The organism is Pradoshia sp. Z4_20 (assembly GCF_058216035.1).
Genome location: NZ_JBZAJD010000006.1, coordinates 32,765 through 52,363, shown reverse-complemented (window position 1 = coordinate 52,363; position 19,599 = coordinate 32,765). Strand labels below are relative to the sequence as shown.

Genomic DNA, 19,599 nt, shown 5'->3' with positions numbered 1-19,599 from the left:
TTCAGTAAAAAAAGTACACTAAAAACAGTGTGCAAGCACGTAGAGCTAGGACGCAAAAATCCCCAAACCGTTAATGGTTTGGGGATTTTTGTTTTCTTATGCTATGGGTCGGATTGTTTAAAGCTTTCCAAATGGCCATACTCTCTTGTACCACGGATCATGTGACTTTTCTTTATTCTTTTCATCAGAAGGGCTTAGATCGTTTCCCTTGTTTATATGATTATGGCAATACTGTTTCGGCTCGGTTCCTTTTTTATAGTAAGTAAGGCGTTTAACCGGGCAGGCTCCGTGTGCAAGCAAGCCGCTTTCGGGGTCAATTTCTACCGCAACAATATTTTTCGGCTGTTTAAACTCTTTAACAGGCTCATCCTCTAGGGATTGCTCCATAAAGCTCGCCCAAATTTCTTTGGCTGCAATTTTATCTTGTTTAGTTTCGATTTTCTGAGAGCGATCATATCCGGTCCAAACACCTGTCGTAAGCTGTGGAGTATAGCCAATCATCCAGCTATCATACTCAGTTGAGCCTGACTTTCCAGCATAGGGCCTTGAAAGCTTAGGTGCGATTGAGGCGCCTGTCACAGATGCGTAACCATTTAGCTTTTTATCGAACACACCTGTCAGCATTTGTGTCATGACATAGGCATCCTCTTGCTTCAGTATGGCTGTCCGTTCTAATTTTTTCTGATATAAAACCTCTCCGTCACGCCCTGTAACCTTAGTGATAAAGTAAGGTTTAACCTTTTTTCCTCCGTTGGCAAATAAGTTATAGGCATTTGTCATTTCCAAAGGCTTAACTCCGGACGTTCCAAGCGCCAGTGAGGGAACCTTGGTCATAGGAGTGGTTAATCCAAATCGCTTTACAGCCTTAACCAGTTCATCCTCTCCAAGGAACAGATGTGTTTTGACGGCAAATATATTGTCTGATACAGCCAGGGCCTGAGCCAGTGTAATCGATTCATTGGCATATCGGTTATTAAAATTATGGGGTGTATATTTTTCTTTTCCTCCTTCAAATGCAAAGGTGGTCACTTCACTTCGCAAGGTCGTCGATGGTGTGAACCCTTTTTCTAAAGCTGTGTAATATAGCAGCGGCTTAATCGTGGAACCGGGCTGTCTAAGTGCTTGGGTCGCACGATTGAATGAGCTATGCTCATAATTGGTTCCACCAATCAATGCTTTAACCATACCGTTATGGGGATTCATCGCAATTAAAGCTGCCTGAAAATCACCTTCCGGCTGCACATGCTTGGCAATAGCCTCTTCAGCAATGGCCTGCTGCTTGGAATTGAAGGTTGTATACACCTTTAATCCCCCTTGCCTGATCAGCTCCTCATTCCCCTTTAAGACATGACGTAACTCATGATTGACTGCATCCAGAAAATAGGGTGCCTCCTGTTTTTTCTCTGTAATCAGGGAACCGTATATGGGCAAGCGGTCGGCTAATGCCAATGTTTCTTTTGCCTGTTCTGCACTCAGCTGACTGGTTTCCTTTAAAGAGTTGAGGACAATAGCCTGCCGTTCCTTTGCGTTCTTTTTCGAAACAAGTGGTGAATAAATGCCTGGTCCCTTTGGAATGCCAGCAAGCAGGCTTGCTTCAGCCAAGGATAGATCTTTGGCATCCTTATGAAAATAATAGTGGCTCGCAGCCTGTATACCATACATTCCATGCCCGTAATAAATCGTATTTAAATAACCTTCGAGAATCTCATCCTTACTGAAATGGTCTTCAATCCGAAGAGTGTAGAGAGCTTCCTTAGCCTTTCGTGACCAGGTTTTTTCTGAATCAAGGAAGAGGTTCTTGGCATACTGCTGAGTGATTGTACTGGCTCCCTGCACCTTGGCCATGGCAATCGTGTCAGATACAATTGCTCCTATAATTCTCTTTGTATCAAACCCGTTATGATGATAAAAATTTCGATCCTCAACTGCCAGAGTAGATTGTATTAAATAAGGCGATATCTCACTGAGAGGTACCCAATACCGCCTCTCGGCCCCGTGGCTTTCCGTAAATGTACTTAAATCATCAGCTAAATATTGAGTGGTTTGCGGGACGGATATGGCTGGAGGTCCGGCAAGCTTTACAATAAGTAGGACGGTAACAAACCCAATCACTCCAAATGTAGCAATCAGTGATCCGAAAAGTATAAGGGATCTCTTATAGGCAAGTAATTTCCTTCTTCTAAGTCTGCTTGGAGACACATGTCTTCCCCCTGATCTGTTGTGAAATTATTCATATTAGTAGTATGAAAACAAACCAACATTTTTAAACGTAAAACAGACATAGAAACGATAATATTGGAAATATCGGAAAATCTTTACTTTTTTATAAGAATGCACTATACTCTTCTAAGTTTAATAGATAGTGAATGATAATTGGGCCGCTGAAACTGAAACAAGAAAAGAGGTTCATCATGGGTATTTGGTTCACGGAGAAGCAAACAAATCATTTTGGAATCACCATGAAGATAAGTCGTACCTTGCATACGGAACAAACAGACTTTCAAAAACTGGATATTGTAGAGACAGTAGAGTGGGGTAAGATGCTGTTGCTGGATGATATGGTGATGACATCTGTGAAGGATGAATTTGTCTATCATGAGATGGTAGCCCACGTTCCCCTACATACGCACCCTTGTCCAGAGCATGTCCTCGTTGTAGGAGGCGGGGATGGTGGCGTAATCCGTGAAGTGCTTAAGCATGAGAATGTAAAAAAAGCTACTTTGGTAGAGATTGATGGCAGAGTCATTGAGTACTCAAAACAGTTTTTACCAGAAGTTGCAGGAAGCCTGACTGACCATCGGGTTGAAGTACTGGTTGATGACGGATTTATGCATATTGCCAAAAGCGAAAATAAATATGATGTAATTATCGTAGATTCTACAGAGCCGGTTGGACCGGCCATAAATTTGTTTACGAAGGGCTTCTATGCAGGAATCTATCAGGCATTAAAGGAAGAGGGCATCTTTGTTGCACAAACGGATAACCCTTGGTTTAAAGCGGATTTAATTCAATCGGTCTTTAAAGATGTAAAAGAGATTTTTCCGATTACCGGCCTATATACGGCTAATATCCCAACCTATCCGAGCGGTTTATGGACCTTTACAATTGGTTCAAAAAAACACCATCCTTTAGAGATTTGTGATGATAGATTCATTGAAATGGAAACAAAGTATTATACAAAGGAGCTTCATAAGGCTGCCTTTGTGCTGCCTAAATTTGTAGCTGATCTTTTAAAATAAACAGAAATGAACATATAGATGAGGATTAAAGGAGTGCAGATTATGAGATTTGATGAAGCCTATTCCGGTAATGTTTTTATAGGAAGTCATCCCAATTTTAAAGATTCAGAGGCGGTTCTCTACGGAATGCCAATGGATTGGACAGTTAGCTTCCGTCCTGGATCCAGGTTTGGTCCAGCGCGTATACGAGAAGTATCCCTTGGTTTGGAAGAATACAGCCCTTATATCGAACGACATTTAGAGGCTGTTAAATTTTTTGATGCGGGTGATATTCCGCTCCCTTTTGGAAATCCGCAAAAAAGCATTGATATGATAGAGGCGTACATTGAAACCCTTTTGGCAGAAGGGAAATTCCCGCTTGGTATGGGCGGCGAGCATCTCGTTACATGGCCGATTATAAAAGCAATTCATAAGAAGTATGAGGATTTGGCTATTATCCATTTTGATGCTCATGCAGATTTGAGAGAAGAATATGAAGGCGAGCCGCTTTCCCATTCAACTCCCATTCGGAAGATTTGTAATTTGATTGGTGCAGAGAATGTCTATTCTTTCGGCATTCGTTCAGGTATGAGGGAAGAGTTTCAATTTGCCAAGGATTCCGGAATGCATATGTATAAATTTGATGTGGCGGAGCCATTAAAAAAAGTACTGCCCACCCTTGCCGGCCGAAATGTGTATGTCACCATTGATATTGATGTACTTGACCCAGCACATGCACCGGGTACGGGAACTGCTGAAGCAGGCGGTATTACATCTAAAGAAATGCTTGAGGCTATAACTGCTATATCAAACTCTGGCGTAAATGTGGTGGGAGCAGATCTTGTAGAAGTTGCTCCTGCTTATGATTCCTCTGAACAAACACAAATTGCTGCAGCTAAATTTATTCGCGAAATTCTTTTAGGTTGGGTAAATAAACGCCTGTAATTGAATAAGACTAGCAATCCCCTGTCTATGATAGTAGAGCAAGGGGATTTTTTTTAGAAAAAAAGATTCGGACAAGTTGCCAGAGAGTTTTTCTTTACCTTATACTTGTATGATTGAGTAAAATAATCAATTCCAGGGGGAATTCATTAAATGACCGAGGAAAAAAGCAACGCACCCATAGAGGTCATGGTACGGCTAAAGACGCATATCCAATATGTTGACGATGAAGAGAACATCGAGCTAATTACATTTGGCACGTTGCATCACATGCCAAATGCCACATATATCCGCTATATTGAGCACGTTGAAAACAATGGGAAAATCAATACAACTGTTAAATATGACGGGGATGAAATGCTAATTATTAGAAGCGGCGCGGTTAAAATGAGACAGCTTTACAAAATTGGCACAGAAACCAGCGGCTCTTATGAAAGCATTCATGGTACACTGGATTTAACGACACGTACAAATAAGCTGGAGCATACCGTCCATCCGGAAACGAAGGAAGAGATTTTCCATGTTTCCTACAACCTATTTTTACAACAAGAGAATGTGGGCAACTACTCACTTACATTGACGGTCAAGGAGGAAAAGACAAGATGAACATCGTAACAGAGATTCAGGATCAGATTAAAGAAGAGATTAAGCAGGCAGTAATTAAGGCTGGATTAGCGGAAGAAGCGGTGATTCCAGGTGTAATTCTTGAATTGCCAAAGGATAAAACACATGGAGATTATTCTACTAATATGGCTATGCAGCTTGCCCGTATTGCTAAGAAGGCACCTCGGACAATAGCAGAGGAAATCATTAATCATTTTGATACTTCAAAGGCATCAATTGAAAAAATTGAAATTGCCGGACCGGGATTTATCAATTTTTATTTAAACAATGGATACCTAACAAATCTGATTCCTGCTATTTTGGAGTCAGGTGAAGCTTATGGGGAATCAAATGTAGGCGGAGGAGAAAAAATTCAGGTTGAGTTTGTTTCTGCGAATCCAACAGGAGATCTTCACTTGGGTCATGCCCGCGGTGCGGCAGTTGGGGATTCTTTATCCAATATCCTGGCTAAAGCTGGCTGGGATGTATCTCGTGAATACTATATTAATGATGCGGGTAACCAAATCAATAATCTGGCATATTCCGTTGAAGCTCGCTATTTACAGGCGCTTGGAATGGAGAAAGAAATGCCTGCAGATGGCTATCATGGAGAAGACATTATCAATATCGGTAAACGTATGGCTGAAGAATTTGGCGATAAATATGTAAATGCCGATGAAGAAGAGCGCTTTAAATTTTTCCGTGAGTACGGGTTAAAATATGAAATGGAAAAATTGAAAAAAGACCTTGAGAGCTTCCGTGTCCCATTTGATGTATGGTTCTCTGAAACATCTCTTTATGAGGATGGCAAAATTATGCCTGCATTGGAGCTGTTAAGAGAAAAAGGATATATCTATGAGATGGATGGAGCTACCTGGTTCAAATCTACTGATTTTGGCGATGATAAAGACCGTGTATTAATTAAGAATGATGGTTCATACACTTATCTCCTACCAGACATCGCATACCATAAAAATAAGCTGGAACGCGGATTTGAAAAATTAATCAACATTTGGGGAGCAGACCATCATGGGTATATTCCTCGTATGCAAGCTGCGATTCAGGCGATGGGTTACGGAAAAGACACGTTGGAGGTAGAAATCATTCAGCTTGTTCACCTGTTTAAAAATGGTGAGAAAATGAAAATGTCCAAGCGTACAGGAAAAGCTGTCACAATGAGAGACTTGATGGAGGAAGTTGGTTTAGATGCCGTGCGTTATTTCTTTGCGATGAGAAGTGCGGACACGCATATGGACTTTGACCTTGATCTTGCTGTATCCGAATCCAATGATAATCCAGTGTACTACGCTCAATATGCACATGCTCGTATTTGCAGTATCCTTCGTCAGGGAGCTGAAGTGGGTATTATATTGGAAGGGGACGCAGAGCTTAGCCGATTAGGTTCTGAAAAAGAAATTGACCTTCTGAAGAAACTTGGTGAATTCCCACAAGCGGTTGCAGAAGCGGCTCAAAAACGTATGCCGCACAGAATCACGAATTATATCTTTGATCTGGCTTCCACATTCCATAGCTTCTATAATGCTGATAAAGTATTAGATCAGGAAGAGCCTGAAAGAAGTAAAGCTAGACTTGCTCTTGTTCAGGCAACAAAAATTACACTGGCAAATGCATTAAAACTAATTGGTGTATCTGCTCCAGAAAAAATGTAATCTCATATTAATAAAATGCCCACACCTTAAGAGAGGTGTGGGTTGTTTTTTTAAGCTAGTAACAGAATGCTATCAAATATTATCTAATCCTGATGCTTCCGCCGCTTATTCGATTGATTCCTCTTAATGAAGCCAAATCCTCAATCAGCTTCATCATCGCAATATCCTTATTTTTTGCCTCGATTATGAAATCAATTTCAGGAATCCCTATTTGTTTCAGCATTTGGATAAATGGCATGATAAAGTCAACGTCGACGTTGGCTGCGTGTGCGCGAATTTCATTTTCCGAACGGGGAGAAGATATATGGATTTTAGGCTTCCAGCCTCTCAATTCCCATGTCAGAAGAATACGGGGCAACAATTTTTCCAATGGAGTCATAGAAGGATTTGCCACGTGATGATGGTAATCAAATAAAAGCGGGATATCCTCATGCTCACAAACCTGCAGAGTCTCTTCAGTTGTATAAGTCTTATCATCATTTTCGAGTGTCATGAGCTGCTTAATGGATTCAGGGATTTTTTGGCTATTGGCATAAAACCGTTGAATAGCCGTTTGTTTATTTCCATATGATCCGCCGACATGGATATTAATGAGTGCTTGGTCTGGCATTCCCATAGCCTCCAGCATTTTATAATGGTAAACCATATCTTCAACCGCTTTATCTGTCACATCATGATTAGGAGAGGTAAAAAGTGTAAAGGCATTCGGGTGGAAGCTGACACGAAGCTTGTGTTTCCGTACCAGTTTGCCAATTTCAGCCCAATCTTTTTTGAAAGGTGTAATAAAATCCCACTTAACATCAGGGTGAGTTGCAAGCGGTACAATCGAGCTTGAGAAACGATAGATCGGTATTTCATGTGCAATATTATAATGGAGAATTCGTTTGGTGGTTTCGATATTTTGTTTAGTAATTGCGAGTAATCGTTCGATTTGCTCTTCTTGAGATAGTCCGCTCCATCGTGTATAGGTGATGGTTTTGGAGGGGGTTGAATTCCAAAGATTTAATGCAGTGGATACATATCCAAATCGAATATCCATAAATAAAGGCCTCTCCTTTCCATGTTTTTAAGTAGTAGCCGTTTATTAAGCTATGCGGCAGGGTATTGGTATTAAACTGTAAAATACTTCCTGGATATGGATTGAAACTGAATCAATGTATACCTCAAAGTAGTTCCTCTAACCAATATGTACTCATCTTAGTATGACTAAAAATATAAAAATAAATCTCAAATGATCTATTCGACAAACTAGATTATATTTACCATGTTTTAATAATTAATCTAAAATATGTAAATTATTGATTGACTGAATGCTCATTCATTATATAAAATATAGTTATACTATATTGGGTTTAGTGTCGTTTTATGTTGTAGGTAACTTTTAAATCATGCTTTCGGTAGCAAAAGGGGGAAGACGGGGATGGAGATGAATGGTCTTCTATGGATCAACTTAGTTGCAGCTGTTCTTGTAACCGCTTACGCAGTTTGGCTGTTCACGTATCTGATCAGAACAAGGATTGCCTATATTAAACTTGGCAAGAAAACTGAGTTTGATAATGACGTAAAGAAGAGGCTGGAAAAGATTTGGGTATTTGTATTTGGGCAGAAAAAATTACTGAAGGATAAGAAAAGCGGAACGATGCATGTGCTCTTCTTTTACGGGTTTATCCTTGTCCAATTTGGAGCGATTGATCTAATTTGGAAAGGGATTAAACCGGGATCTCATTTGCCATTGGGACCTATATATCCGATTTTTACTTTTTTCCAGGAGATAGTTGTATTCCTGGTACTGGTGGCTGTTGTTTGGGCATTCTATCGCCGTTATATTGAGAAGCTTGTTCGGCTAAAGAGGGGATTTAAAGCCGGTCTAGTTCTGATCTTTATCGGAGGATTAATGCTAGCAACGCTTGTAGCGAACGGGGCTGCTATTGTATGGCATGGCGGTGAGCTTCATTGGTCAGAGCCTGTTGCTTCTACGATTGCGATGGCGCTTGGCTGGATGAATGAGACAGCTGCCATAGCTGTATTCTATGTGGCCTGGTGGATACATTTACTATTCATTTTGACGTTCTTGGTATATATTCCGCAATCGAAGCACGCACATTTAATTGCCGGACCAGCCAATGTTTATTTGCACAGATTAACTCCGCCAAAATTAAAGAAAATTGATTTTGAGGATGAAACACAGGAAACGTATGGAGCAGGTAAGATTCAGGACTTTACGGATCTGCAGCTCGTCGATTTATACGCATGCGTGGAGTGCGGCCGTTGCACCAATATGTGTCCGGCAACCGGGACAGGAAAAATGCTGTCGCCAATGGACGTTCTAATTAAAATGCGTGACCATTTAACGTTTACGGGAGCTGCAGTTACAAGGAAAGAGCCATGGGTTCCGGGATTTGTATTCAGTAATACGAAAGGCAATCAAATCGCGGTGGCTGCACAGGGTGCGGGTGCTGCGGAGTCTGCGGCAGCAGCTGAATTGTACAATCCAGCTTTGGTGGGTGAGGTTATTACAGAGGAAGAGCTTTGGGCATGTACTACATGCCGCAACTGTGAGGATCAGTGTCCGGTTATGAATGAGCATGTTGGAACCATTATTGATATGCGTCGCTTTCTTGTATTAACGGAAGGTAAAGTACCTGCTGATGCTCAGCGTGCGATGCAAAATATCGAACGTCAGGGAAACCCTTGGGGATTAAACCGTAAAGAGCGTGAAGATTGGCGTGAAGCTCGTGAGGATGTAGTTGTACCGACTGTGAAGGAAATGAAGAAGTCTGGTGAAGAGTTTGAATACTTATTCTGGGTCGGCTCAATGGGATCCTATGACAACCGTTCACAAAAAATTGCTTTATCATTTGCGAAACTTTTAAATGAAGCCGGCGTTAAATTTGCGATTCTCGGTAATAAGGAGAAAAACTCCGGAGATACACCGCGACGTCTTGGGAACGAATTCCTGTTCCAGGAGCTGGCTACAAAGAATATTGAAGAGTTCGAAAAAAATGAGGTCAAAAAGATTGTTACAATCGATCCGCATGCTTTCAATATCTTCAAAAATGAATATCCGGACTTCGGCTTACAGGCAGAGGTTTATCACCATACACAGGTGCTGGCTGATCTAGTGAAGGAAGGCAGATTAAAACCAACTTATGCCGTTAATGAAAAAATTACGTTCCATGATTCTTGTTACTTGGGAAGGTACAACGATGTCTATGATGCACCGAGGGATATTTTAAAAGCAATTCCGGGAGCCTCATTTGTAGAAATAGAAAGAAATCGCGAAAATGGAATGTGCTGTGGAGCGGGTGGGGGCTTGATGTGGATGGAAGAGGAAACAGGCCACCGTATCAATGTTGCCCGTACGGAACAAGCTCTTGAGGTCAATCCGACAGTTATCAGCTCAGGCTGTCCATATTGCTTAACTATGTTAAGTGACGGCACAAAGGCGAAGGAAGTTGAAGAAGAAGTTAAAACATACGATGTGGCAGAACTGCTTGAAAAAGCGGTATTTGGGGAACATAGGGAGCTTGCATCTTAATTTTCACCGATATATGAAGGGGTTCATATAGTAATAGATGAGACAGAAACGGAAATTTACACAACTATTTGTTTTCGAAATATTGTGTAAATATTTCCGTTTCTTTCTTATTTACAGTAAAATACAAATATACCAAATTAAAGCGCTTACATATTTTCTGCCAACGACGAGCGAGCGTTCAGTCAATTAACCAAAGTATGAAATTTGAAAGCGGAGGGATAACGATGGGGAAAACCGTAATTATTGATGGAGCTAGGACGCCTTTTGGAAAATTTGGAGGAGCATTAAGCAGTTTAACAGCTTCGGAGTTAGGCGGAATAGCAATCAAAGAGGCTATAGAACGTGCAGGTGTAAATGCGGCAGATGTGAATGAAGTCATTATGGGATGTGTATTACAGGGTGGCCAAGGGCAAATTGTTTCTCGTCAGGCCTCAAGACATGCAGGGCTTCCATGGTCAGTAAAGACAGAGACGATTAATAAAGTATGTGCATCGGGTTTACGAAGCGTCACGCTCGGAGACCAGATCATTCGGCTTGGTGAAGAAGAAGTTATCGTGGCCGGCGGGATGGAATCAATGAGCAATGCTCCATATATTCTTCCGAAAGCAAGGTGGGGAGCTCGTATGGGAGATACGCCGCTGGTCGATATGATGGTCCATGATGGTTTGACATGCAGCTTTACCGGTGTACATATGGGGTCTTACGGTAACAGCACATCTGAGGACCTGGAATTATCAAGAAGTGATCAGGATAACTGGGCTTATCAGAGCCATCAAAAGGCAATTCGAGCAATTGAATCCGGCCTTCTGCAGGAAGAAATCGTTCCAGTATCGGTCAAACAGCGTAAAGGTGAGCCGGTTGTTGTGGAAATCGATGAAGCGCCGCGAAAAGATACGACAGTGGAGAAGCTGAGTTCCTTGAAACCGGCATTTGACCGGGATGGAACAATAACGGCTGGAAACGCACCGGGGATTAATGACGGGGCTGGAGCACTTGTTTTAATGAGTGAGGATAAAGCAATTGATGAAGGATACAAGATTGGTGCAAGAATTATCGGCCATGCCGAAATTGCTGTGGAAGCAAAGGATTTCCCAAAAACTCCCGGCTTAGTCATTAATGAGCTGCTTAAGAAAACAGAAAAATCACTGGATGATATTGATTTATTTGAAGTGAATGAGGCATTTGCAGCGGTTGCCCTTGCGAGTGGCAAGCTTGCCAATCTTGATGCTGAAAAAGTGAATGTAAATGGTGGAGCGGTTGCCCTTGGCCATCCAATCGGAGCTAGTGGGGCGCGAATCATTCTCACCCTCATGTATGAACTGAAGAGACGTGGCGGCGGCATAGGGATCGCGTCTATCTGCAGCGGCGGCGGACAGGGAGATGCCATTATGATCGAAGTGCCAAAGGCAAAAGAATAAAAAACGGGGTGAAGTGGGATGGAGATTAAAAAAATAATGGTCATCGGTGCAGGGCAAATGGGGTCTGGAATTGCACAGGTTTGTGCGGTATCAGGGTTCGAGGTGTTTCTGCACGATTTAACTGAAGAGTTTGTAAAAAAGGGTCTGGTTACCATCGAAAATAATTTGTTAAGGCAAGTGGAGAAGGGGCGTTTAAGTGAACAGGAAAAAGTAGAGATCCTGGAAAGATTAACACCCTCAACTGAAATGAAAAATGCAGGTCATGTCGACCTCATAATTGAAGCAGCTACAGAAAATATGGATATCAAAAAGAAAATATTTAAAGAGCTTGATGAGGTTGCGTCGGTTCACACAATTCTCGCTACGAATACCTCTTCCTTACCAATTACGGAAATTGCAGCAGCAACAAAACGTCCGGAGCAGGTAATCGGTATGCATTTTATGAATCCTGTGCCTGTCATGAAGCTTGTGGAGATCATTCGCGGTCTCGCAACTTCTGAAGAAGTATATAAAAAAATTGAAGAGACCGCTAAAGAGCTCGGAAAGATTCCGGTAGAAGTAAATGATTTTCCTGGCTTTGTTTCAAACCGCATACTCATGCCGATGATCAACGAAGCCATATTCACCCTATATGAAGGGGTTGCTTCCAAGGAAGCCATTGATGAAGTGATGAAGCTGGGGATGAATCATCCAATGGGTCCGCTGCAGCTCGCTGATTTTATTGGGCTTGATACATGTTTGTACATTATGGAAACCTTGCATGAAGGTCTTGGAGATGACAAATATCGGCCATGTCCGCTGCTACGTAAATATGTAAGTGCCGGTTGGCTCGGCAAGAAATCCGGCAGAGGATTTTACCAATACAACTAAGTTTGTCAAAAAGGAGGCTGGCTGCAATGGAATTCACGTTTACGGATGAGCAGCAAATGATGAGAAAAATGGTTCGTGAATTTGCCGTCAAGGAAATCGAGCCATTTGTACCAAAGATGGAAGCTGGATTGTTTCCGAGGGAGATTGTATCCAAAATGGCGGAGCTTGGACTGATGGGGATTCCGATACCGGAGTCATATGGCGGGGCCGGAATGGATTATATCTCCTACATTACAGCGATACATGAAATATCGAAAATAAGTCCGACAGTCGGCGTGATTTTATCCGTCCATACATCTGTTGGAACCTACCCGATTTTGAATTTTGGTAATGAAGAACAAAAAAAGGCGTATATACCGAAGCTTGCAAGTGGCGAATATCTGGGTGCTTTCTGTCTAACTGAACCAAGTGCCGGATCAGATGCAGGCTCCCTGAAATCAAGAGCTGTAAGAAAAAATGGGGAGTATATCGTCAATGGTTCAAAAATATTTATCACGAATGGCGGTGAGGCAGATGTCTATATTGTTTTTGCCTCTACGGATCCTTCTAAGAGAAATAAGGGAATCAGCGCTTTTATTGTAGACAAAGACACGCCCGGACTTATCATCGGCAAGGATGAAAATAAAATGGGCTTGCATGGATCAAGAACAGTTCAGCTCATTTTTGAGGATATGAGAGTACCGGCCGAGAATCTGCTAGGGGAAGAAGGACAGGGAATGTCCATCGCGCTGAATAACCTGAATACAGGGCGGATTGGGATTGCAGCACAGGCACTTGGAATAGCGGAAGGGGCTTTTCAGCATGCTGTCCAATATGCAAAGAATCGCAGCCAATTTGGGAAACCAATCTCTGCTCAGCAGGGAATAGGCTTTAAGCTCGCCGATATGGGGACAATGGTTGAGGCTTCAAAATTACTGGTTTATCAGGCAGCTGCTTTAAAAAGTTCGAATCAGCCTTGTACAAAGGAGGCATCCATGGCAAAGCTGTTTGCCTCGCGTACGGCAGTTGAAGTGGCGACCGAAGCAATCCAGGTTTTTGGAGGCTATGGCTATACCGAGGAATACCCAGTAGAACGTTATTTCAGGGATGCAAAGGTGACAGAAATATACGAAGGTACAAGCGAAATCCAACGAATAGTAATCAGTAAGCATTTGATGGGCTAATAGAACAGGGGGAAATAGGAATGAATTTTAAATTATCAGAGGAACATGAAATGATTCGCAAAATGGTTAGGGACTTTGCCCGGAATGAAGTCGCACCGACTGCGGCCGAACGGGATGAGGAAGAGCGTTTTGACAGGGAAATCTTTAACAAAATGGCGGAGCTCGGGCTTACAGGTATTCCTTGGCCAGAGGAGTATGGTGGAATCGGCAGTGATTATGTAGCCTATTGCATTGCCATTGAAGAACTTTCGCGTGTCTGTGCTTCAACAGGTGTTACGCTATCTGCTCATACATCATTGGCTGGCTGGCCAATTTATAAATTTGGCAATGAAGAACAAAAGCAAAAATATTTAAGACCTATGGCGCAGGGAGAGAAAATTGGAGCGTATGGGCTGACGGAGCCGGGATCGGGCTCGGATTCGGGAGCTATGAAAACAACTGCCCGTCTGGAAGAAGATCATTATGTTTTAAATGGCTCTAAAATATTCATTACAAATGGGGGCGTGGCGGATACATATGTGGTCTTTGCATTGACAGATCCGTCCTCTAAACATAAAGGTACAAGCGCATTCATTGTGGAGAAAGATTTCCCTGGCTTTAGTGTTGGAAAAAAGGAAAAGAAACTCGGGATTCGTTCATCTCCAACAACAGAGATTATTTTTGAAGAGTGTAAAGTACCGAAGGAGAACCTATTAGGTACAGAGGGAGAAGGATTTAAAATCGCCATGATGACCCTTGATGGAGGAAGAAATGGCATTGCTGCGCAGGCTGTTGGAATCGCTCAGGGAGCGCTCGACGCTGCAGTGGATTATGCGAGGGAGCGAGTTCAGTTCGGCAAACCAATTTCTGCCCAGCAGGGAGTTGGCTTTAAGCTTGCAGATATGGCAACCAGTATAGAGGCTTCAAGACTTTTAACCTATCAGGCTGCTTGGCTGGAATCCGAGGGACTTCCATATGGAAAAGAGTCGGCTATGTCCAAATTATTTGCCGGCGATACAGCAATGAAGGTCACAACAGAAGCGGTACAGGTATTTGGCGGGTATGGATATACAAAGGATTATCCGGTTGAGCGCTATATGCGCGATGCGAAAATAACACAGATTTATGAAGGAACACAGGAAATCCAAAGACTTGTTATCTCAAGAATGCTCACCAAAAACTAATTTCAAATTTTTATAGGGTTCTTCCCGGCTATCTTTATCCGGGGAGAATTGATTTTTAAAAGAAATACTTGTAGGTAGGTGGGTGAAAGGGTGAAGAGAATCGTAGTCCATGCCTCGGTAAAGGATGAGAGGCTTGTGAAAAAACGCCGGGACGAGATGATTAAAGGGGCGGTCTCTTTATTCATAGAGAAGGGCTACCACCGAACAACAACAAGGGAAATAGCAAAGGCAGCAGGATTCAGTATTGGAACGCTCTATGAATATATCAGATCAAAGGATGATATTTTATATCTCGTTTGTGACAATATTTACGATGAGGTGAAGGACCGGCTTCAAAAGGCGCTTGAAGAAAGCGAGGGAACATTTGCCGGGCTGCGCTTAGGTATCGCCTATTATTTTAAAATTTGTGATGAAATGCAGGATGAAGTATTGGTGATGTACCAGGAAGCAAAATCATTGAGCAGGGCAGCATTGCCATATGTATTAAATAAAGAAAATGAAATGACGAAAATGTTTGAGGAACTTATTCAGACATGTGTACAGCATGAGGAAATTGATTTAAGCCCGATACAAATTCACCTGCTTGCACATAACATTATTGTTCATGGACAAATGTGGGCATTCAGGAGATGGGGACTTAGAAAAAGCTATACAATCGATCAATATATTGAAATGCAATCGCATCTTCTTTTAAGCGGTTTAGCCAATGGGGAAAACAGATAAGCAAAGGGGAATGAAAAAAGATGAATAAAGGATATAAACCGAAACACCCTATTCGTTTTGTGACGGCTTCGAGTTTATTTGATGGGCACGATGTCAGTGTCAATATTATGAGAAGAATTCTTCAGGCAAAAGGAGCGGAGGTGATTCACCTCGGTCATAATCGTTCTGTTGAGGAAATTGTTAATGCAGCTATTCAGGAGGATGTTCAGGGGATTGCTGTTTCTTCCTATCAGGGTGGTCACGTAGAATTTTTTAAGTATATGTACGATTTGCTCAAGGAAAGAGGAGCCGGCCATATTCGTATTTATGGGGGCGGCGGAGGAGTCATCATACCAAGGGAGATTAAAGAGCTGCATGAATATGGGATTGCAAAGATTTTTTCACCGGATGATGGAAGAGAAATGGGCCTTGAGGGCATGATGGAATTGCTAATACGTGAATGTGATTATCCACTGCCCCCGCTTGAAGAGTTGAATGAGGGGAATCTATCCGTATCGGCCCCATTAACTGTAGCACGCGCGATTACGATGGTGGAAAATCGCTTGCTGGCTGGGCAGGAAGCCGTTGCTTTGTCAGATGAACTGCAAAAAATAGATGATAAACAGGTTAACCATATTCCGGTAATTGGGATAACCGGTACTGGGGGAGCGGGAAAGAGCTCGCTTACAGATGAATTAATAAGGCGATTCATTAATGAAATCCCTGAACAAAACATAGCAATTCTTTCGATTGACCCAACGAAGCAAAAAACAGGCGGAGCGTTGCTTGGAGACAGAATACGAATGAATGCCATTTTTCATCCGCGTGTGTATATGAGGAGCTTGGCGACGCGGAACTCACACTCTGAGCTTTCCAATTCGATAAAAGATGCAATAGCTGTCGTAAAAGCAGCCGGATTTGATGCTGTAATTATTGAAACAAGCGGAATTGGCCAGGGAGATGCGGCAATAACGGAAGTATGTGATATATCCATGTATGTCATGACAAGTGAGTTTGGAGCCCCTTCACAGCTTGAGAAAATAGATATGATTGATTTTGCTGATTTAATTGTTATTAATAAATTTGAAAGAAAAGGATCAGAGGATGCATTGCGCCAGGTTCAAAAACAATACCAGCGCAGCCGCAATCTATTTGATAAGGATCTGGCTGAAATGCCGGTGTACGGAACGATTGCGAGCCAGTTTAATGATGTGGGTACAAACGCACTTTTTGCTGCGTTGCTTGAAGTCATTGAGAAGAAAACAGGTCAGGAATACAAAAGCCGTTTTAATACATCTATGCGTTCAGAAAAGCAAAATGTCATCATCCCTCCCGACCGTCAATATTACTTACGGGAAATCGCTGAAACAGTAAAGCAATATCATACCGCCTCACTTGAGCAACAACAGATTGCCAGGCGATTATTTCAAATAGAAGGTACCATATTGGCGTTAGAGGAAGAGGGATATTCAGCGGATGGAACAGAGCCGCTGAGCGAGCTTCAAAAGGGATACAGGCAAAATCTAACCAATGAGTCAAAAGCCATTCTTGATGGCTGGAATAATCAGAAGGAATTATATTCAAAAACAGAACTGATTACGAAAGTACGAAATAAGGAAATTAAGACAGAATTGAGGACTAGTACATTAAGTGGTCTGACCATACCGAAAGTAGCTTTACCTAAGTTTCAGGATTATGGAGAAATCCTGCGCTGGGTACAGAAAGAGAATGTTCCCGGGAAATTTCCGTTCACTGCAGGTGTGTTTCCGTTTAAAAGACAGGAAGAGGATCCGAAGCGGCAATTTGCCGGAGAAGGATCACCGGAGAGAACGAACCGCCGTTTTCATTATTTATCAAAGGATGATACGGCCAAACGGCTGAGCACGGCTTTTGATTCGGTCACACTATATGGCGAGGATCCGCATATACGCCCAGATATTTATGGGAAGGTTGGGGAAAGCGGTGTAAGTGTCTGTACCCTTGAGGATATGAAAAAACTCTATGATGGGTTTGATTTATGTTCACCAAGTACTTCCGTTTCTATGACAATCAATGGCCCTGCTCCCATCATTCTTGCTATGTTTATGAATACCGCCATTGATCAACAAATAGAGAAAAAGCAAGCAGAGCTTAAAAGAACTCTTACTTCTGAGGAAAAGGAAACTGTAAAAAAAGAGACCCTGGAGATTGTCAGAGGAACCGTTCAGGCAGATATTTTAAAGGAAGATCAGGGACAGAATACATGTATCTTTTCTACTGAGTTCGCATTAAAACTGATGGGCGATATCCAGGAGTACTTCGTAAAAAATCGGGTGAGAAATTATTATTCTGTCTCCATATCCGGTTATCACATCGCTGAGGCAGGAGCAAATCCCATTTCACAATTAGCATTTACACTGTCGAATGGCTTTACGTATGTAGAATATTATTTAAGCCGAGGTATGGACATTGATTCGTTTGCACCGAATCTCTCGTTCTTTTTCTCAAATGGACTGGACCCAGAATATACTGTTCTCGGACGTGTGGCAAGGCGAATATGGGCAATTGTTATGAGAGATAAATACGGTGCGAATGAACGAAGCCAAAAGCTGAAATATCATATCCAAACCTCGGGACGTTCCCTGCATGCTCAGGAAATTGATTTTAATGATATCCGTACGACTCTGCAGGCTTTGCTTGCTTTGCAGGATAATTGTAACTCCCTGCATACCAATGCCTATGACGAAGCAATCACTACACCAACGGAGGAATCCGTACGAAGGGCCATGGCCATTCAGATGATTGTTACGAAAGAATTTGGCTGGATGAAGAATGAAAATTCTCTTCAGGGTTCCTTCATTGTTGAGGAATTAACGGATTTAGTAGAAGAAGCGGTTCTCCGCGAATTTGAACGAATCAACGACAGAGGTGGAGTCCTTGGAGCAATGGAAATGCAGTATCAACGTGGCAAAATTCAGGATGAATCTCTTGTTTATGAAATGAAAAAGCATTCGGGTGAGCTTCCGATTATTGGTGTGAACACCTATTTAAATCCTAATCCGCCGAGTGAAGATGAAGTAAACAATATGGAATTGGCCCGTGCCACAAAGGCTGAAAAGGATTTACAAATTGCTAATCTAGATAAATTTAAGGAGATTCATGGAATGGCTGCAGAAAATGCTCTAACTCAACTCAAAGAGGCTGCCATTAATGGAGAGAACATATTTGAACAGCTGATGGAAACTGTTAAAACAGCCAGTCTTGGCCAAATCACCCATGCATTATATGAAGTTGGAGGGCAATATCGCAGAAATATGTAAGTTTCTGTGCTACCAGAGTACAGACTAATTAATGTCTGTACTCTGATTTTTTAGGATGACATTCAAAGGATTGATCATTTGCTCAATATTTGTGTATGGGATTGAACATTAATAGCTGGTTGTATGGTAGGATAAAAAAGTAGAAGCTTTTTATTATAAGATACATAAAAGCAGGTTATAATGGAGAAACGAGAGGATACTGGAAACGGGTTGAACAAAGACCGATCAGTGCCCCTTTAAGTCCTTGTGATGGCTTTTTATTTATATTCTTATAAAGCCGCAAGAGGAAAAAGGATAGAACGGATAAAATAAAGTGGCAAAAAGATGAATCGTTTGGTTATAATGGGATATGCATAATTGGGCATTCATGTTGATTTGATAGAAAGGAAGTGCGAACAATGAAACTAGCCAACCTGTCTAAGGAAGAAGTAAGTGAAATGGCTTACATTGAAATTGCGAACGTGTTACTTATAGAAAAGAAAGAAGCAATAGATTTTAAGGTAATGATGGATAAAATCCAAAAATTACTTGGTTTGACAGATGAAGAAGTTAGTGCAAAAATGGGCCAATTCTATACAGATCTAAATGTAGACGGCCGTTTTATCAGTATTGGAGACAATCGCTGGGGACTAAAAGGATGGTACCCTGTTGAACAAGTTGAAGAAGAAACAGTTCCAGCTTCTAAAGTGAAGAAGAAGAAAAAAGGCAAAAAAGCACTCGTTGATGACTTTGATGATGAGGATGAAGTTCTTGATTTTGATGATCTTGATGACTTCGATGACGACGATGATGAGGATGATTCTTTAATTGATGATTTCGACGATATCGATGACATCGATGATGATGAGGATGATGATGATGAGGATCTAATCGAGGACGAAGTTATCGTTGAGGATGATTATGATCTTGACGACGAAGAAGAAGAGGAAGAAGATCTTGTGATTGACGAAGAAGAAGAGGACGACAATCGCTAATCCTTTAACCTTGACTTAAAGTGTCAATCTTTGTAGAAT

The 19,599-nt window shown here is 41.9% G+C and carries 14 protein-coding genes; 12 read left to right on the top strand and 2 right to left on the bottom strand.

Annotation, left to right across the window (positions count from 1 at the left end; genetic code table 11):
- Window positions 1-117: 117 nt before the first annotated feature.
- Entirely contained in the window at window positions 118-2,199 is a 2,082-nt protein-coding gene (locus tag AC4BHP_RS13825; RefSeq protein ID WP_490552848.1) for a transglycosylase domain-containing protein, read from the bottom strand.
- 212 nt (window positions 2,200-2,411) lie between these two features.
- Here AC4BHP_RS13825 and speE point away from each other — a divergent pair, with 212 nt between their 5' ends.
- The 4 genes from speE (at window position 2,412) to argS (ending at window position 6,433) form a co-directional block, all read left to right on the top strand.
- Complete coding sequence (speE, locus tag AC4BHP_RS13820) at window positions 2,412-3,239, top strand: polyamine aminopropyltransferase (protein WP_490552846.1); 828 nt, start codon at window positions 2,412-2,414, stop codon at window positions 3,237-3,239.
- 42 nt (window positions 3,240-3,281) lie between these two features.
- Complete coding sequence (gene speB, locus AC4BHP_RS13815; RefSeq protein ID WP_490552844.1) at window positions 3,282-4,163, top strand: agmatinase; 882 nt, start codon at window positions 3,282-3,284, stop codon at window positions 4,161-4,163.
- 150 nt (window positions 4,164-4,313) lie between these two features.
- On the top strand, window positions 4,314-4,766 hold the full coding sequence (locus AC4BHP_RS13810) for a YwiB family protein (RefSeq protein WP_066109390.1): 453 nt from the start codon (window positions 4,314-4,316) through the stop codon (window positions 4,764-4,766).
- Window positions 4,763-6,433 (top strand): arginine--tRNA ligase, encoded by a 1,671-nt coding sequence (argS, locus tag AC4BHP_RS13805; RefSeq protein WP_490552841.1) that lies wholly within the window; start codon window positions 4,763-4,765, stop codon window positions 6,431-6,433. The genes AC4BHP_RS13810 and argS overlap by 4 nt, the downstream gene beginning before the upstream one ends.
- Window positions 6,434-6,512: 79 nt before the next feature.
- Here the strand turns inward: argS and uvsE are convergent, their stop codons facing one another.
- The gene (uvsE, locus tag AC4BHP_RS13800; RefSeq protein ID WP_139892073.1) at window positions 6,513-7,472 is read right to left on the bottom strand and encodes a UV DNA damage repair endonuclease UvsE; all 960 of its coding nucleotides are present in this window, start codon (window positions 7,470-7,472) and stop codon (window positions 6,513-6,515) included.
- Between the two features lie 387 nt (window positions 7,473-7,859).
- Between uvsE and AC4BHP_RS13795 the strand changes: the two genes are divergently transcribed.
- The 8 genes from AC4BHP_RS13795 (at window position 7,860) to rpoE (ending at window position 19,560) form a co-directional block, all read left to right on the top strand.
- Window positions 7,860-9,971 (top strand): (Fe-S)-binding protein, encoded by a 2,112-nt coding sequence (locus AC4BHP_RS13795; protein ID WP_490553016.1) that lies wholly within the window; start codon window positions 7,860-7,862, stop codon window positions 9,969-9,971.
- 224 nt (window positions 9,972-10,195) lie between these two features.
- Window positions 10,196-11,389: an acetyl-CoA C-acetyltransferase gene (locus AC4BHP_RS13790; RefSeq protein WP_066109381.1), complete on the top strand. Its 1,194-nt coding sequence runs from the start codon at window positions 10,196-10,198 to the stop codon at window positions 11,387-11,389.
- An 18-nt stretch (window positions 11,390-11,407) separates the two neighbouring features.
- Window positions 11,408-12,259 carry a 3-hydroxybutyryl-CoA dehydrogenase gene (locus AC4BHP_RS13785; protein ID WP_066109378.1) on the top strand — a complete coding sequence of 284 codons (852 nt, stop codon included), beginning with the start codon at window positions 11,408-11,410 and terminating at the stop codon, window positions 12,257-12,259.
- A 26-nt stretch (window positions 12,260-12,285) separates the two neighbouring features.
- On the top strand, window positions 12,286-13,422 hold the full coding sequence (locus AC4BHP_RS13780; protein WP_140461895.1) for an acyl-CoA dehydrogenase: 1,137 nt from the start codon (window positions 12,286-12,288) through the stop codon (window positions 13,420-13,422).
- Window positions 13,423-13,442: 20 nt separating this feature from the next.
- Window positions 13,443-14,585 carry an acyl-CoA dehydrogenase gene (locus AC4BHP_RS13775; protein WP_139892074.1) on the top strand — a complete coding sequence of 381 codons (1,143 nt, stop codon included), beginning with the start codon at window positions 13,443-13,445 and terminating at the stop codon, window positions 14,583-14,585.
- A gap of 90 nt (window positions 14,586-14,675) precedes the next feature.
- Window positions 14,676-15,308, top strand: coding sequence for a TetR/AcrR family transcriptional regulator (locus tag AC4BHP_RS13770; RefSeq protein ID WP_066109370.1), 633 nt, complete (start codon window positions 14,676-14,678; stop codon window positions 15,306-15,308).
- Between the two features lie 20 nt (window positions 15,309-15,328).
- Window positions 15,329-18,586, top strand: coding sequence for a fused isobutyryl-CoA mutase/GTPase IcmF (gene icmF, locus AC4BHP_RS13765; protein ID WP_490552838.1), 3,258 nt, complete (start codon window positions 15,329-15,331; stop codon window positions 18,584-18,586).
- Between the two features lie 398 nt (window positions 18,587-18,984).
- A complete protein-coding gene (gene rpoE, locus AC4BHP_RS13760; protein WP_066109364.1) occupies window positions 18,985-19,560 on the top strand; it encodes a DNA-directed RNA polymerase subunit delta in 576 nt (191 codons plus the stop codon).
- Window positions 19,561-19,599 lie beyond the last annotated feature (39 nt).

Bases quoted from the DNA above. Each gene is read 5' to 3' on its own strand.
- speE (WP_490552846.1), top strand. From the start codon at position 2,412: ATGGGTATTTGGTTCACGGAGAAGCAAACAAATCATTTTGGAATCACC.
- speB (WP_490552844.1), top strand. From the start codon at position 3,282: ATGAGATTTGATGAAGCCTATTCCGGTAATGTTTTTATAGGAAGTCAT.
- AC4BHP_RS13810 (WP_066109390.1), top strand. From the start codon at position 4,314: ATGACCGAGGAAAAAAGCAACGCACCCATAGAGGTCATGGTACGGCTA.
- argS (WP_490552841.1), top strand. From the start codon at position 4,763: ATGAACATCGTAACAGAGATTCAGGATCAGATTAAAGAAGAGATTAAG.
- uvsE (WP_139892073.1), bottom strand. From the start codon at position 7,472: ATGGATATTCGATTTGGATATGTATCCACTGCATTAAATCTTTGGAAT.
- AC4BHP_RS13795 (WP_490553016.1), top strand. From the start codon at position 7,860: ATGAATGGTCTTCTATGGATCAACTTAGTTGCAGCTGTTCTTGTAACC.
- AC4BHP_RS13790 (WP_066109381.1), top strand. From the start codon at position 10,196: ATGGGGAAAACCGTAATTATTGATGGAGCTAGGACGCCTTTTGGAAAA.
- AC4BHP_RS13785 (WP_066109378.1), top strand. From the start codon at position 11,408: ATGGAGATTAAAAAAATAATGGTCATCGGTGCAGGGCAAATGGGGTCT.
- AC4BHP_RS13780 (WP_140461895.1), top strand. From the start codon at position 12,286: ATGGAATTCACGTTTACGGATGAGCAGCAAATGATGAGAAAAATGGTT.
- AC4BHP_RS13775 (WP_139892074.1), top strand. From the start codon at position 13,443: ATGAATTTTAAATTATCAGAGGAACATGAAATGATTCGCAAAATGGTT.
- icmF (WP_490552838.1), top strand. From the start codon at position 15,329: ATGAATAAAGGATATAAACCGAAACACCCTATTCGTTTTGTGACGGCT.
- rpoE (WP_066109364.1), top strand. From the start codon at position 18,985: ATGAAACTAGCCAACCTGTCTAAGGAAGAAGTAAGTGAAATGGCTTAC.